Source organism: Nitrospira sp. (genome assembly GCA_024998565.1).
In the GTDB taxonomy this organism is placed as follows: domain Bacteria; phylum Nitrospirota; class Nitrospiria; order Nitrospirales; family Nitrospiraceae; genus Nitrospira_A.
Window position 1 is genome coordinate 159267 of record JACOEM010000010.1, and the last position, 14821, is coordinate 174087.

12 protein-coding genes are annotated in these 14821 nt (G+C 56.9%); all 12 read left to right on the plus strand.

Annotated features, from left to right (window positions below; translation table 11 throughout):
• Position 1: 1 nt before the first annotated feature.
• A complete protein-coding gene (locus H8K11_16035; GenBank protein ID MCS6265261.1) occupies positions 2 to 973 on the plus strand; it encodes an ABC transporter ATP-binding protein in 972 nt (323 codons plus the stop codon).
• A 1-nt stretch (position 974) separates the two neighbouring features.
• A complete protein-coding gene (locus H8K11_16040; GenBank protein MCS6265262.1) occupies positions 975 to 1739 on the plus strand; it encodes an ABC transporter permease subunit in 765 nt (254 codons plus the stop codon).
• 97 nt (positions 1740 to 1836) lie between these two features.
• Entirely contained in the window at positions 1837 to 2646 is an 810-nt protein-coding gene (locus H8K11_16045; GenBank protein ID MCS6265263.1) for an ABC transporter permease, read from the plus strand.
• Positions 2643 to 3413 carry an ABC transporter ATP-binding protein gene (locus H8K11_16050; protein ID MCS6265264.1) on the plus strand — a complete coding sequence of 257 codons (771 nt, stop codon included), beginning with the start codon at positions 2643 to 2645 and terminating at the stop codon, positions 3411 to 3413. The genes H8K11_16045 and H8K11_16050 overlap by 4 nt, the downstream gene beginning before the upstream one ends.
• Before the next feature lie 116 nt (positions 3414 to 3529).
• Entirely contained in the window at positions 3530 to 5143 is a 1614-nt protein-coding gene (locus H8K11_16055; GenBank protein ID MCS6265265.1) for a methyltransferase domain-containing protein, read from the plus strand.
• Complete coding sequence (locus H8K11_16060; protein MCS6265266.1) at positions 5140 to 6492, plus strand: glycosyltransferase family 4 protein; 1353 nt, start codon at positions 5140 to 5142, stop codon at positions 6490 to 6492. Before H8K11_16055 ends, H8K11_16060 begins: the two co-directional genes overlap by 4 nt.
• Before the next feature lie 259 nt (positions 6493 to 6751).
• Positions 6752 to 7891: a glycosyltransferase family 4 protein gene (locus H8K11_16065; protein MCS6265267.1), complete on the plus strand. Its 1140-nt coding sequence runs from the start codon at positions 6752 to 6754 to the stop codon at positions 7889 to 7891.
• Positions 7888 to 8946 (plus strand): undecaprenyl/decaprenyl-phosphate alpha-N-acetylglucosaminyl 1-phosphate transferase, encoded by a 1059-nt coding sequence (locus H8K11_16070; GenBank protein MCS6265268.1) that lies wholly within the window; start codon positions 7888 to 7890, stop codon positions 8944 to 8946. The genes H8K11_16065 and H8K11_16070 overlap by 4 nt, the downstream gene beginning before the upstream one ends.
• On the plus strand, positions 8943 to 10253 hold the full coding sequence (locus H8K11_16075; GenBank protein ID MCS6265269.1) for an FAD-dependent oxidoreductase: 1311 nt from the start codon (positions 8943 to 8945) through the stop codon (positions 10251 to 10253). Before H8K11_16070 ends, H8K11_16075 begins: the two co-directional genes overlap by 4 nt.
• A gap of 13 nt (positions 10254 to 10266) precedes the next feature.
• Positions 10267 to 11457, plus strand: coding sequence for a glycosyltransferase family 4 protein (locus H8K11_16080; protein ID MCS6265270.1), 1191 nt, complete (start codon positions 10267 to 10269; stop codon positions 11455 to 11457).
• Positions 11458 to 11479: 22 nt separating this feature from the next.
• On the plus strand, positions 11480 to 12598 hold the full coding sequence (locus H8K11_16085) for a DegT/DnrJ/EryC1/StrS family aminotransferase (protein ID MCS6265271.1): 1119 nt from the start codon (positions 11480 to 11482) through the stop codon (positions 12596 to 12598).
• A 509-nt stretch (positions 12599 to 13107) separates the two neighbouring features.
• The coding region (locus H8K11_16090) for a PAS domain S-box protein (GenBank protein ID MCS6265272.1) at positions 13108 to 14821 on the plus strand (1714 nt) is incomplete at its 3' end.

The window sequence follows — 14821 nt, forward strand, 5'->3', positions numbered from 1 at the left end:
CGTGGACGATATCGTCACAGAAAATCTGACCAAATCGTACGCATCGGGTTGGCCAGGTCGACCGCCGTTCGTCGCGTTGGATGGCCTCTCCCTGCGCGTCGGCCGCGGAGAAATATTCGGATTTCTTGGCCCGAACGGGGCTGGAAAAACCACCACCTTGAAGATTTTGTTAGGGCTTGTCCGAGCTACGAGCGGGAAAGCCTTTTTGTTGGGGCAACCGGCAGGTGATGTGGCAACACGAGGCCGTATCGGCTTCCTGCCGGAGTCGCCCTACTTTTACGACTATCTGACTGCCGAAGAGTTTCTCGGGTTCTACGGGCAGTTGGCCGGCCTGGATCGCGCGGCTATCAGTCAGCGGGTGACGGATCTGTTGAAACTCGTCGGGCTTGTGGATGCACGCACCAGGCAATTGCGGAAATTCTCCAAGGGCATGCTGCAACGGATCGGACTGGCCCAGGCGCTGATTCACGACCCTGAACTGATCATCCTTGACGAGCCAATGACCGGCTTGGATCCGATCGGGAGAAAACAGGTCCGTGATCTGATTTTAAGTCTTCGGGATCAGGGCAAGACGGTCTTTTTCAGCACGCACATTCTGCATGACGTCGAGATGATCTGCGATCGTGTCGGGATCGTGCTGAAAGGGCGTCTCGTCGCCAGCGGGCGGGTCGACGAACTGGTACGACAGGACCATACCCACTCCGTCGAGATCGTCTGTCAGCAGGTCAAGACAGACGGCAATACGCTCATCCACTCGCTCGCCGCGCGGGTGCTTCAACAGGGAAAGCAATGCCTCATTGTATTGCCAAATCCTGATGCGGTGGACGCAATCGTGGGAGAGATTCGTCGCCAGGGCGGACGGCTGCTCTCCGTGACTCCTCATAAGGCGTCGCTGGAGGATCTGTTTTTTCAAGAGGCCGCGCAAGAGGCCGCGCGGGCATTGCCGGATATGACCAGTGGGAGGGCGTCCTGATATGGGTGCGATCGGGGTCATTGCCTTGAATGCGTTCCGTGAGAGCCTACGGGACAAGATTTTGTACAACCTCGTTCTGTTCGCGGGGTTGCTGATCGGGTTGTCGGTGCTGCTGGCAGACCTTTCCATTACGGAACATCACAAAGTAATTACCGACATGGGCCTGGCAGCGATCAACCTGATCGGTGTCATCATCGCCATTTTTGTCGGCATCAGTTTGGTCAATAAGGAAATCGAACGGCGCACGATCTACACGATCATGGCCAGGCCGATCAGCCGAACGTTTTTTATTCTAGGGAAGTATCTCGGTCTGGCCCTGACGCTGTTCGTCAATATGGCCATTATGATGGCCGTATTTCTCGCCACCCTCTGGCTCTATCACGTCCCCATCGAGCGGTCGCTGTTTCAAGCGGTGGAACTGATTTTTGTGGAGATTCTTGTTGTCACGGCCATCGCCCTCTTTTTTTCGACATTCACCTCCACAACATTGAGCGCCATCTTTACCCTGGGGCTCTATGTCATTGGGCATCTGACGGCGGACTTGAGGAGTGTGGTGGCGAATAGTGAGAGCGGAGGAGTGAAGGCCGTCGTGGACCTGTTGTATTACCTCTGTCCGAACCTGGAGATGCTCAATATCAAGGGACAGGCTGCCGTGGGGATTCTCGTGGCACCGGAATATCTATTGCTCGCGTCGCTATACGGAGTGATGTACGCCGGTGTGCTGCTTACCAGTGCATGCTTGGTGTTCCAAAAACGGGATTTCTGAGCCGAGAGAATTCTCTTCCTGATGGAAGGTCAATCGTTCAGATCCGGCTGTCAAATTGGATGTAATTGCACGGCCGGTAGGAATTGAAGAAAGTCTTATGCAGGCACCATCTGTCCCATTAACGCACGAGACTAAAACGCGCGATGTGTATTGGGAGCACCTCTGGGATCTTGTAGTGATCCTGACCCAGAAGGAAATTAAAGCTCGGTACAAAAATAGCGCACTGGGATATGTGTGGTCTGTTGCCAACCCTCTGCTGTTTGCAGTCATTTACTACATCGTGTTTGGGCAGATCATGAAGGTCCCCATCGAAAATTATTCACTGTTTTTGATGGCGGCGCTCTTGCCTTGGCATTGGCTGGCCAATTCCGTCATTGCCGCACCCAATGTGTTTCTTGCAAACGCGACTCTGATTAAGAAAGTGCGTTTCCCTCGGAATGTCCTGGTCGTATCCTATGTACTGAATGAGGGTATTCACTTCGTCTTATCAATCCCGGTCATTGCTGGTTTCCTGCTGGTGAATCACATGACTCCCACGGTGACCTGGCTGACCGGCATTCCAGTTCTGCTCGTGGCACAATTCCTGATCGTGTATGGCATTGCGATCACATTGGCGTCTCTCAACCTTTTTTTTAGAGATTTGGAGCGACTGACAGCACTTTTTGTGACGGTGTTGTTCTTTTTGACTCCGATTACCTACTCGAGTGCGATGGTACCAGACTCCTATCGCACGCTCTTGTATGCCAACCCGGTTGCTTCGTTGATAGAGAGTTGGCGTGAACTATTTATGCACGGACAACTGAGTTGGCTGGTGGTCGGCGCCTGCTATCTCAGCGCGCTTGGCACAGTTCTAATCGGCAGCCTTGTGTATTGGCGAATGTCGTCTAAGTTTGCCGAGGTCATATGACAGCGATCTGTTTTGATCACGTGTCCAAGTGGTACCCGAGGTACCAATCCTTATCCTATGGAATCAAATCCTCTTTGTTGCATTTGTCTGAGACGTTTCGTTCTCTGAAGCGTGAGCGAGTCAGGGTTCTGGAAGATGTGTCGTTCCGAATCGGAAAGGGAGAAACTGTCGGTCTCATCGGTCCTAATGGCGCAGGCAAAAGCACGAGCCTGGCTTTGATGGCCGGTGTCGTGGAGGCCGAGACAGGGAACGTCGCTGTCGCCGGCCGTGTCTCCCCCTTGCTTGAACTCGGAGCTGGTTTTCATTTTGATTTGACGGGGGCCGAGAACATTGTCCTGCACGGCGTGCTTCTTGGCCTGACGCGCCGAGAAGTCTCCTCGAAAATGAAGGCAATCATAGATTTCAGTGAACTGGAGGCCTGTATCCATCAGCCGTTGCGTACGTATTCCAGCGGAATGATTGCGCGGCTTGGATTTGCCATCGCCTCCCATCTTGACCCCGAGATTCTCCTGATTGATGAGATCCTGTCGGTGGGTGACTTGGCATTTCAACTCAAATGCAACGCGAAGATCGATGAGTTTAAACGACAGCAAGTCACCATGGTGCTTGTTTCGCACGCAATGGATCATGTGCAAAGACTTTGTGATCGAGTCATTTGGTTAGAGAACGGGCGAATAGTGGGCGAGGGGGCACCTAGCCTGATTGTGGCTGAGTATGAAAAGTCGGCGCAGTTGAGGCATGTTGAGATTCGCCCCTCTGCTGCCTGAGTGGTATCTCGCCGGCGACGACGAGGGCATGTTCACAAGAGCGGTAGAACCGCCTGTCCCTATGTGGCACGAAGGGACATAACTCAAGCAATTGCAAAGCCGACGATAGAGGGAAAATGGCTTCAATACCGCGTATCGATCAAAACAAGGTTGCCGACGTTTCTGAAGATCGCCTCTCCCACCCATACACCTGCGAGTACTACAAGTCCAGTCTTGGGCCTGTCCCGTATAGCCGCTATGAAGGGAAATGGCTGCAATTTTTTGGTTTGGTTGCGGATCATATCGTTAAGCAAATTAGACCTCGGAAAGTCTTGGACGCCGGGTGCGCGAAAGGGTTTCTGGTTGAGGCACTTCGAGATCGAGGGGTCGAGGCGTACGGAATTGATCTATCCGAGTACGCGATTAGTGAAGTGCGACGGGATATCAGACCCTATTGCCGAGTGGCTTCGTTAGTTGATCCGATTCATGAGCGGTTTGACCTTATCGTGTGCATTGAAGTCCTCGAACATATTCCAGAAGAGATCGCTCCGCGAGTCATTGCGAACCTCTGTCGAAGCACAGACGATATCCTGTTCTCCTCGACTCCCGACGACTTTGCCGAACCCACGCATGTGAATGTGCGGCCGCGATCCTATTGGAATGCCCTATTTTCAGAGCAAGGGTTCGATTTAGACGTTGAGTTCGATGCGTCGCGTATCGCCCCGCATGCGATGCGATTTGTCAAAAGACCCGTGCGCTGTTGCGTGATCGATGCGTTGCTGAAACAACGCGAGCAATTACGGCACACATTCGAGCGCACCGATGAAGAGCAGCGGAAATTGATTCAGGAGTTGGAACGCCGTTTGGAAAAAATCGAACAATCGGTCGGCTGGAAGGCAGTTGTTCTTTTGAAACGGCTTCGTGAGAGAGTGTGCCCTCTTCATAGCGGGAGGCAATCGGTCTATTTGGCGCTGCGATCGACCCTCCTCACACTCATGAACGGGGAGTGGCGTTCCCTTCTGAATGGTTCGCCTCGAGCCGGTCAGTCCTCAACCATCGAGTCTAATGCGGCAGCCGCAAAACCGACGCCAATTCCAATCTCGCCAGAATCCGTCTTGGCCCACTCGCTACTTGATGGATTGAAAGGTCTCGAGATTGGGCCGGCGACTCACAATCCGTTCGGACTGAATACTCGGAATGTTGAATTGCCTGCGGCGCATGAATTCTATGCTGAGGAACAGCGGCGCCTTTCCGGTCTCGAACCACCACGGGTCGATCTGTGGGCTGCCGCCGACAATATCCCCGTCCCAAATCAGAGTGAAGGATTTATTCTCACCAGCCATATTCTCGAGCATTTGCCCAACGTCGTTGGGGCATTGATGGAATGGGACCGCATCGTCATCGATGGCGGATATGTGTTCATGATCGTTCCTCACAAGTGGGCATTTGCGCCTGATGCGAGCCGAGAACTGACTTCCTTCGAGCATTTTATCGACGACTATGTTCAGAAAGCCTCGCTTGAGAGTCATCCGCTTGAAGGGGTGCCGGGCGGGAAAATGGGGCATTATCACACATTTACACCTGACTCGGTATTACAAGTCGTTGAGTGGATGTGCCGCAACAAACTCTGCGATTGGACGCTTGTCGCGCGTGAGGATATCGATACCAAAGTGGGAAACGGATTTACCCTGGCGTTTATGGTGCGCCACCAAGACCGAGTGGGTTTCCGTGACGGAGAGGCGTTATCGTGAGTAAGGTGCTCCTCATCAGCAATGATGTCATCGGCATGCAGATGGCTGGACCCGGTATTCGGACCTGGGAGCTCGCAAAGCTGCTTGCGACTGAGCACACGGTGACGTTATTAACTCCAACCCGAACCGATCTTCAACATCCGAGAATATCCATGCAGGTGTCGACGCAGGATTGCGTGCGAGCCTGTGCCGACACGCATGACGTCGTGATTGGCCAAGGACAAATACTCAGCCGATATCCATTCTTGCTGGGCCATTCGATTGTAAAAGTCGTCGATTTATACGATCCGTCGCCGGTCGGATACTTAGAGACAACCCAGCCTCATACGATCAAGGGTCAGCTGGAAAGTCACCATGCGTTGGTCCGGGAGCATTACAATTATTTGCGTGCCGGTGACGTCTTTCTCTGCGCAAGCGAGAGGCAATGGGATTTTTGGGCCGGCATGCTGATGGCGGCCGGAAGAATTAATCCAGTCGTCTATCAAAACGATCGGATGCTTCGTAGCCTGTTGATAGTGGCACCTTTCGGTGTTCCTGCTCGGGCTCCTGGGCATCGGCGGCGAGTTCTAAAAGGTGTGTGGCCGGGAATCGATCCTGATGATGTCGTCCTGTTGTGGGGAGGAGGACTCTGGGAATGGTTTGATCCCATGATGGCAGTGGAGGCTATGAGCATCGTCGGTCGCCGGCGAACTGACATCAAGCTGTTCTTTATGGGAGTCAAGCGACCGAATGCCAGCGTGACGACCTCTCATACTGCCGATCAAACCATCGCGTTAGCCGAACAGTTAGGCGTTGCGAATCGTCTGGTGTTTTTCAACGATTGGGTGGCGTACGAGGATAGAGAAAATTTTCTACTGGAAGCCGATCTGGGATTGAATATCCATCGGGACAACCTGGAGACTCGATTTTCGTTTCGGACACGCATGATGGATTACTTCTGGGCAGGACTTCCCATCATTACTACCGAAGGCGATCCGCTGAGTGACCTGGTGAAGCAAAACCAGCTTGGGTTGACCGTGCCTTGCGGAGATGCCGAGGCGCTTGCTCATGCGATTCTGCGCGCAGCAGATGACCAGGCAACCAGGCAAACGTGGAAACTCAATTGCCTCGCGACAGCGAAAGAGTTTTCTTGGGACCGCGTATTTGAACCCGTCGTCGCCTGGTGTCGTTCACCGATCCAGGCACGAGATAAAGAATACACGGACGTATGGAATTCCTGTGTGGGCGACTCCGGAAGCTGGCCGAAGCATGCGTGGGAGTATTACCTGCAACGAGCCCTTCATCATTACCGCGTGACTGGAATGAGAGGTCTCGCGACTCGTGTTATTTCATGGTCGTGTGGAAGATGACGGACGCGGTCATGAGTGGCGTTTGCCAATGTCTCGATGGCAGGCCTCAAGGTGCAAGATGTTTCCGCCATGAGATAGCCTGGCTCTAACTGTCCCGTCCTCCAGGTAGCGGGTTTTCACCCCTAGCGTGTCTTCCCCTTCCCCCGTCAAAAACAGCGAAAAACCTATCCTTGCCTGAGAACTCCGGTACTATTTGAGCAGTCGGTCGTGCCTGCGCAACCGGCGGATATTTCAACACAACAGGGCAGAAACACGTGCAATGACGGTCACGTATTTCTCGAAGAGCTCCATCATCGGCCCCAGCAGTCGCTACCGTGTCTTTCAATTCCTGCCTCATTTCCAAGCAGCAGGGATCGACTGTCACGTGGATGCCCTGTTTGGAGAGACCTATTTCTCGATTCTCAAAGTGCGATCGTGTGCGCTGCGGACCCTGTTGAAGATTCCCTATGCGCTCGTATGTTTTCTTCAACGACTCTGGACTCTGTTGACCCTGGGCCGGCGGGACCTGATCGTGATCGAGGGGCAGCTTTTTCCTTATGCGCCTCCTCTCGCTGAACGGCTGCTGCGTTGGTGTCGATATCGAGTGGCGATCGAGATGGATGATGCGATCTATCTGACTCCCGGGCATCAGAAGAAGATGTCTGCGCTGCTCTCAATGACCACAGGCGCCATCGTCGGGAACGACCGGCTGGCCGCCTATGCGAAGCAGTTTTCGTCGCGAGTCTGTGTCGTTCCCACAGTCGTCGATACGGAACGATTCAAGCCGGATTCGACGAGATCCACCGGTTCATCTGCACAGAACTCCGATGCCATCACGATCGTGTGGATAGGCCTGGCGTATAACCTGAAATATCTGGATGTGCTGGCGCCGGCTCTCCGCGCGCTGCAATCCAAGTTTCGCCTCACGCTCCGTGTGGTCTGTTCAGAGCCGCCGCACATGCCGGGTGTCGAGATTGAATTCAGATCCTGGGATTTTCAGCGTGAGGTGGCGGATCTGCAGGATGCCACGATCGGCGTGATGCCGCTTGAGGACACCGAGTGGGCCCGGGGCAAGTGCGGCCTGAAGCTGTTGCAGTATCTTGCGGTGGGGGTGCCTTCGGTGGCTTCTCCCGTCGGAGTGAATCGCGACATCATTGCGAACGGAGAGAACGGATTTCTCGCCGCCACCGAGCAGGAGTGGTATGAGCGTCTCGAGATACTCTGCCGGCAGCCCCAGTTGCGTGCTCGAATGGGGCAGGCGGGGCGTCGGACCGTAGAGGAGCGGTATTCCCTGGCGGTGTGGGGCCCCCGGCTGGCCGACGTGTACCGGACCTTGGCAGGAAATGAGCGTGTGAATGAGATACACCGGGCAGTTCACGGCCCTGTGTCCGGCCAGCGTCGTTCGACAGGAGTCCGATGATTCTGCTCACGCTCACATTTGTGGTCGCGATGCTCCTCTCGATTTACGGCGTGCCGATCGCGCGTCGCGCGGCCCTGAAATTCGGCATCGTGGATAATCCGGATGGCCGGCTGAAGCATCAACGCGAGCCGGTTCCCTATCTGGGTGGGCTGGCCATCTATCTCGCGTTTCTTGTGAGCCTGGCCTTTACCTTCGAGTTCCGGCAGGACGTGCTCGGCATCGTGCTCTCTGGGACCCTGATCGTCATGTTGGGGCTGATCGACGATTTCGGGGTGCTGTCGCCGGGAACCAAACTCGCGGGCCAGTTCCTGGCGGTGTTCGTGTTGATCAAGAGCGGCATCCGCATCGAAATCGCATCCTTGCCTGATTGGGTCGATATCGTGCTGACGGTATTCTGGATGATCGGCATCATCAATGCGTTCAACCTGCTGGATATCATGGACGGGTTGTCGGCCGGTGTGGGCGTCATCAGTGCCGCCTTTCTGTGCGTGGTGGCGATTCTGAATGGCGATCAGGCGATCGCGTTCATGCTGGCGGCGCTCATGGGGAGCCTGCTCGGCTTCCTTCGATACAACTGGCGACCGGCTTCGATTTATATGGGCGATTCCGGCGCGATGTTCATCGGTCTGATGCTGGGCGCCCTGTCGATGATCGGCAAATACACCACCGGCCATTCCGTCTCGCTGCTGACGCCGGTCTTGATTCTGGGCATGCCCATTTTCGATACCCTGTTTGTCATGTATATCCGGTTCTTGCGCGGCCTGCCGGTGTTTCTCGGCAGTCCCGATCACCTTGCGATTCGTTTGCGGCATTGGGGGCTTTCGGTGACGCAAGTCGTCCTGCTCAGTTATCTCGGCGCGGCGTTGTTGGGGGGAATCGGTCTGCTGGTCATGGCCGTGCCCCAGGATCTTGCCGTGGTGCTCAGTGGCTTCACGGTGGTGTGTCTCGCCGTGGCCGCCGTGGCCCTGACGCGTGTGAATGTCTCGACCGGAACCGTGGCCGTGAGTGCCGAGGCGGTCCCGGCGCGTTCGACAGAAAGGACCGGCGTAGTATGATTTTAATCGTCGGGGCTGGATTGGCGGGGCTCAGCACGGCCTATCACTTGCGCGGGGTGCCCTACAAGATTCTGGAGCGGGAACGCGAGGTCGGAGGGCTGTGCCGTTCGTACGTGAAAGACGGGTTCACCTTCGATTATACGGGGCATCTGCTTCACTTCAGGCAGACCGCAATCAAGGCGCTGGTCGAGAGCCTGCTCCCGGCCCAACTTCAGCGGCATGTCCGTAAGTCCTATGTCTATTCCCATGACACGTACACCGAGTATCCGTTTCAGGTGAATACGTATGGCCTCCCGCCGGAAGTGGTGCGGGAATGTCTCCTGGGGTTTATCGCCACCCTGTCGAATCCGGTGTCCAAGCCTCCCGTCGAGAGCCGGTCGTTCAAGCAATGGATTGTCGAGAGCCTGGGCGAGGGGATCGCGAAACATTTCATGGTGCCCTTCAATGAAAAGCTCTGGCAGGTGCCGCTGGATGAGCTCACGTCAGACTGGGTGTCCTGGCTGGTGCCCAAGCCGGATGTGAAGGATGTCGTCAGCGGAGCCTTGGGAATCAAGGACAAGGCCTTCGGCTATAACCCGTCGTTTCAGTATCCCGCCAGCGGCGGCATCAAAGTTCTGCCGGAAGCCTTTCTCCCGTCGGTCGAGAACGTATCGTACGATTCGGAATTGGTAGAGATCGAGACGGGCCGGCGGCGAGCGGTATTTCGCAGCGCACAGGGCGAACGGACGGAAGCCTATGACCGGATCGTGTCGACGATTCCCTTGCCTGATCTGGTGCGGCGTTGCGTCGATCTGCCGCCTTCGTTGCGGGAATTGGCTGCGTCGCTGCGGTGGGTCTCGGTGTATAACGTGAATCTCGCCGTCGCCCGTGAGCGCATTTCCGACAAACATTGGATCTATTTCCCCGAGCACCGATACCCGTTTTATCGCGCGGGGTTTCCGATGAATTTTTCTCCGTCGATGGGGCAGCCGGGCTGCAGCTCCCTCTATGTAGAAATCTCTCACCAGCCGACCGAGCGTGAATCCGACGCCGGGCTCATCGATCGAGTCCGGCGTGGATTGGAGCAGGCGGGACTACTCCAGCGGAGCGACGAGCTGGTGATGTCGGATGTGAAGGATCTGTATTACGCGTATGTCTTGTTCGACCGGTATCGGGGCCGTGCGGTGCAAGAGCTGCTGGCCGAGTTGGAGCGACGCGGGATCTCGTCGATCGGGCGGTACGGATTGTGGGAACACACGTCGATGGAGGACGCGATTGCCCAGGGGCAACAGGCGGCGGCGCGATTGCGGATGAAAGCCGCGGCCTGAGCGGGTGAATGGTATGCATGTAGTCTGTCACGTGATTACGAAACTGGAGTTGGGCGGCGCGCAGGAAGTGGCGATGCAGGTCGTGGTGGGTTTGGACCGCAGACGCTTTCGTCCGGTGCTTCTCGCGGGGTCGGGGGGACTACTGATCGACGACGCGCATGCGCTGGAAGGTGTCGAGGTTGGGACGATCCCGTCGCTCGTTCGTGAGATCCGCCCCCTCCAAGACCTGTGCGCATTGTGGGAACTGGTCGGCGCGTTTCGACGACTCCGGCCAAAGATTGTGCACACCCACAGTTCAAAAGCTGGTATCCTAGGGCGGTTGGCCGCCTGGCTTGCCGGTGTCCCCTGCATCCTGCACACGATACACGGATACGGCGTGACGCCCGCGCAGCCGTTCTGGCAGCAAAAAGCATTGATTGCGCTGGAACGGATGGTCGGTCGGATCACCACCCATTGGATTGCGGTGTCGCAGGCCGACCGCCGGCAAGGCATTGAGTGGGGGCTCTTTACCGCGTCCAAGGTCTCGGTGGTGAGGCCGGGAATCGATCCGACAGCCTTTGCGGCTCGTATTGAGTCGCCGGAACGTGACCGTCTTCGGGCCATGCTGGGAGTGGCCCCTGATCAGCTACTGGTGGGAACGGTCTCGTGCTTGAAACCGCAAAAATCTCCCGAGGACTTTGTCCGCGTTGCTGCGCTGGTGTGTCAGCGTGTTCCCGCAGCTCGTTGTGTGCTCGTCGGCGACGGAGCCTTGCGGCCGAACGTCGAAGCGTTGTTGCTGGCACAGGGGCTTCAGGATCGTGTGACCCTGCTTGGCTGGCGCCGCGATGTGGCTGCGTTGCTGAAAGCCTTCGATGTGTTCGTCCTGACGTCCCAATGGGAAGGATTGCCCTGTGCCATCCTGGAGGCCAGAGCCAGCCGGATCCCGATTGTGGCCACGCGAGTAGGCGGCGCTGCCGAGGCCATCGTGGAGGGCATTCAAGGCACGCTCTGCCCGGCCGGCGATGTGCGAGCCATGGCCGAGCGGGTCTGTCAGATTTTGGAAGATGAGCGTTTTCGTGCGGACCTTCGGGCCGGCACGCAGGAACTCCCGGAGGAGTTTACGATTCAAGAGACGCTCAAACAGTACCAGTCGCTCTATGCCTATCTTCTGCATGCCACGCGTCCGAGTGAAGATGTCATGAAGTTGCAGCCCAATCGACTGTAAAAGGGGGGAACCGGGGGATACGATGAACATTCCGCTGCTTGATCTCAAAGCCCAATATCAATCGATGCGCAGTGAAATCCTGGCTGCGATTGAGGCCACCTGTGACGAACAGGGCTTTATTCTCGGCCCGCGGGTGGTGGCGCTGGAACAGGCGGTGGCGACCTATACCGGCAGTGCCCATGGCATCGGAGTCGCTTCCGGCAGCGACGCGCTGTTGCTGGCGCTGATGGCCTTGGGCGTGAAGGCCGGCGATGAAGTGGTCACGGTGCCTTTTACCTTCTTTGCGACGGCGGGGGCGATTTCCAGGCTGGGGGCCAAGCCGGTCTTCATCGACATTCGGCCTGACGATTTCAATATGGATCCGGCGCTGTTGGAGCAGGCCATTACGAAGCGAACCAAGGCGATCATTCCCGTGCACCTCTTCGGTCAATGCGCCGAGATGGATGCGATCAACGCGATCGCCCGGCGGCACAACATCGGCGTCATCGAAGATGCCTGCCAGGCCATCGGGGCCCGTCAAAAAGGACGGCACGCCGGGGTGTTGGGCGATGTGGCCTGTTTCAGCTTTTTCCCGTCAAAGAACCTCGGAGGGTTCGGAGATGCCGGTATGGTGACCACGAATGACAAGGCGCTGGCGGAGTCCATCGCCATGTTGCGAGTTCACGGAAGCCGGGTGCGCTACGTCCATGAGGCGATCGGGATCAACAGCCGGTTGGATGCGTTGCAAGCGGCGGTGTTGTTGGTGAAGTTGAAACATCTCGATCAGTGGGCGGAAGGTCGTCGCCGGAATGCCGCGCGGTATGTGCAATTGTTCACGGAGGCGAACCTGGCGGATCGCCTCACCCTGCCTGTGGTAGGTCCCGATAACTTCCACGTCTTTAATCAGTTCACGATTCGAGTGCAGAAGCGTGACGAGCTGCGGAGTTATCTGAAAGACCAGGGCGTGGGGTCGGAAGTGTATTACCCACTGCCTCTGCATTTGCAGAATTGTTATCGTGATCTGGGTTATCAGAAAGGTGCGTTCCCACAATCGGAACGTGCGGCCGAAGAAGTGCTCTCGCTTCCCATCTACGCGGAACTTTCCGACGAACAGCTTCAATACGTCGTACAGACGATCGCCTCGTTCTATCGCAAACGCTAGCCTTCGTGTCGCCGTCCGGCGCCGCTCCCTTCCGGGGCCGGACGGTTCATTCCCACATCCTCACAGCCGACAGTTTCACAGTTGTTCCCGGCGCAGCAGCGCCTCCTGGTCTGTTGCGTCATGACGCGGCCGCCAGACGGTGCCTCATCCGGCAGGGTGGACGTCGCGCATCCCTCGCTTCCCGTCGTCGAATCGACGACAAGCACCGGGATAGACCGGCGTTCAAGTGTGAACAACGATGAGGCGGTGGCGTACACCGGTGGCCGCTGTGGGGCATGGGCTTGCGCTGAATGGGATTCTCGAGACGCCGACGATGGGCTCAATATGGGAACCGGTCGATGCCAGGACGATTCTGGCAAGCGGTACCGGCTAAGGCGTGGCCGCCGATCACCAAATCGCGATTGTTGACTCGGGTCTGTTTCCCGGTGCGATTGGCGGGGGGATGTGACGCCGGAGGCATAGGGATTGCTCATAAGAACGACAGGGGGAGACGCCGCGTCGTTGTACGTATGACAATACCCGCCTCATTTTTTCTCGGCATGTCCCGCAGCAGCTATTCCCGGCTGGGAGTGGCGCTGGCGCTGATCGCGGTGATCGGAGCCATCGATTGGTGGCTGCCTCTGGGCCTGACCATCACCACGCTCTACGTCGTGCCGGTTCTCATCGCCTCACGGATCCCTCACCCCCGTCTCACGTTCTGGGTGGCCGCTCTGGCGTCCTTGGTGACGATTCTGGATATGTTCGATCAGCCGTTCTTTGCATTGACTTGGGTCAGTGCCGTGAATCGGGCGTTTGCGCTCATGGTGATTTGGGTGACCGCGTTGTTGTGTTTGCGGCGGCAGCGCGACGAGGCCGAATTGTTGCGCATCAATGAAGATATCGAGCAACAGGTACAGGAGCGCACGGCGGATCTGGCCGCTGCCAACCAGGAACTCGAAGTGCTGCGCGCGGAAGCGGTGTCCGAGCTGGTCGCGATCGTCAAATCATCGGACGACGCCATTGTAGGCATGACGCTGAACGGCATGATTCAAAGTTGGAATCGCGGAGCGGAGCGGGTCTACGGGTATCGCGCCGAGGAGGTGCTCGGCAGGCCCATCTCTGTGCTCTGTCCCCCGAATCGATTGGATGAAGTGCCGACGATGCTCGACCGGATCGCGCGGGGAGAGCACGTGCGCAATGTGGAGATGGTGCAGCGCCGGAAACAGGGAGAGCGCATCGATGTGTCGCTGACCATCTCGCCGGTGAAGGATGCGGATGGGTGTGTCATGGGCGCGTCGGCCATCGCGCGCGATGTCACGGTGAAGCGGCGCATCGAAGCGGCTTTGCGGGAAAGCGAGGCCCGTTTCCGCATGATGGCGGACACAGCGCCGGTGATGGTGTGGATGGCCGGACCGGACACGCACATTACCTTTATCAACAAACGCTGGCTGGAATTCACCGGGCGCACGGTGCAGGAAGAGATCGGCGACAACTGGTTTAGCGGGATTCACGCCGATGATCTGGATCGCTGCCGGAAGTCCTACATGGAGGCGTTCAAGTCAGAGCAGCCGTTTTTCATGGAATACCGGTTGCGGCGTCACGACGGCGAGTACCGGTGGATCATGGATACGGGCGTCCCCTTGTTCGACGAGGAGGGGCGGTTCGGCGGGTACATCGGTACCTGCATGGATCTGACCGAGCGCAAGGATATGGAAGATCAGCTTCGCCGGATGTTGAAGGAAAAAGAAAGTCTGCTGCGGGAAGTGCACCACCGGGTGAAGAACAACCTGCAGGTCATTTCCAGCCTGTTGAACTTGCAATCGGCCTCCATCAAGGACCCCGTCGTCAATCAGCTGTTCCGCGAATGTCAGGTGCGTATTACCTCGATTGCGCTGCTTCACGAGACATTGCACCGCTCGCATGATCTTTCCCGAATTAAGATGGGCGACTACATCCGCACATTGACCGGTCATTTGTTTCGGTCATATGGGGTCGATCCGAACGTCATTTCGCTGGAACTGAACGTAGACGATGTCGAGTTCGATATCGACACGGGGCTGACCTGCGGGTTGATCATCGATGAGCTGGTCTCCAATTGTTTGAAACACGCGTTTATCGACGACAGCGGCGGAACGGTGCACATCGACCTGCTCGATCATGTCGACGGCACGTTTACCCTGTGCGTGAGCGACAACGTACTATATGCGGAAAGCAAGCACGCCGTGCGGACAGATCTCCTCTGTG

What these genes read in the sequence shown, in the direction of transcription:
- H8K11_16045 (MCS6265263.1), top strand. Translation starts at nt 1,837, where the DNA reads ATGCAGGCACCATCTGTCCCATTAACGCACGAGACTAAAACGCGCGAT.
- H8K11_16040 (MCS6265262.1), top strand. Translation starts at nt 975, where the DNA reads ATGGGTGCGATCGGGGTCATTGCCTTGAATGCGTTCCGTGAGAGCCTA.
- H8K11_16070 (MCS6265268.1), top strand. Translation starts at nt 7,888, where the DNA reads ATGATTCTGCTCACGCTCACATTTGTGGTCGCGATGCTCCTCTCGATT.
- H8K11_16055 (MCS6265265.1), top strand. Translation starts at nt 3,530, where the DNA reads ATGGCTTCAATACCGCGTATCGATCAAAACAAGGTTGCCGACGTTTCT.
- H8K11_16065 (MCS6265267.1), top strand. Translation starts at nt 6,752, where the DNA reads ATGACGGTCACGTATTTCTCGAAGAGCTCCATCATCGGCCCCAGCAGT.
- H8K11_16085 (MCS6265271.1), top strand. Translation starts at nt 11,480, where the DNA reads ATGAACATTCCGCTGCTTGATCTCAAAGCCCAATATCAATCGATGCGC.
- H8K11_16075 (MCS6265269.1), top strand. Translation starts at nt 8,943, where the DNA reads ATGATTTTAATCGTCGGGGCTGGATTGGCGGGGCTCAGCACGGCCTAT.
- H8K11_16080 (MCS6265270.1), top strand. Translation starts at nt 10,267, where the DNA reads ATGCATGTAGTCTGTCACGTGATTACGAAACTGGAGTTGGGCGGCGCG.
- H8K11_16050 (MCS6265264.1), top strand. Translation starts at nt 2,643, where the DNA reads ATGACAGCGATCTGTTTTGATCACGTGTCCAAGTGGTACCCGAGGTAC.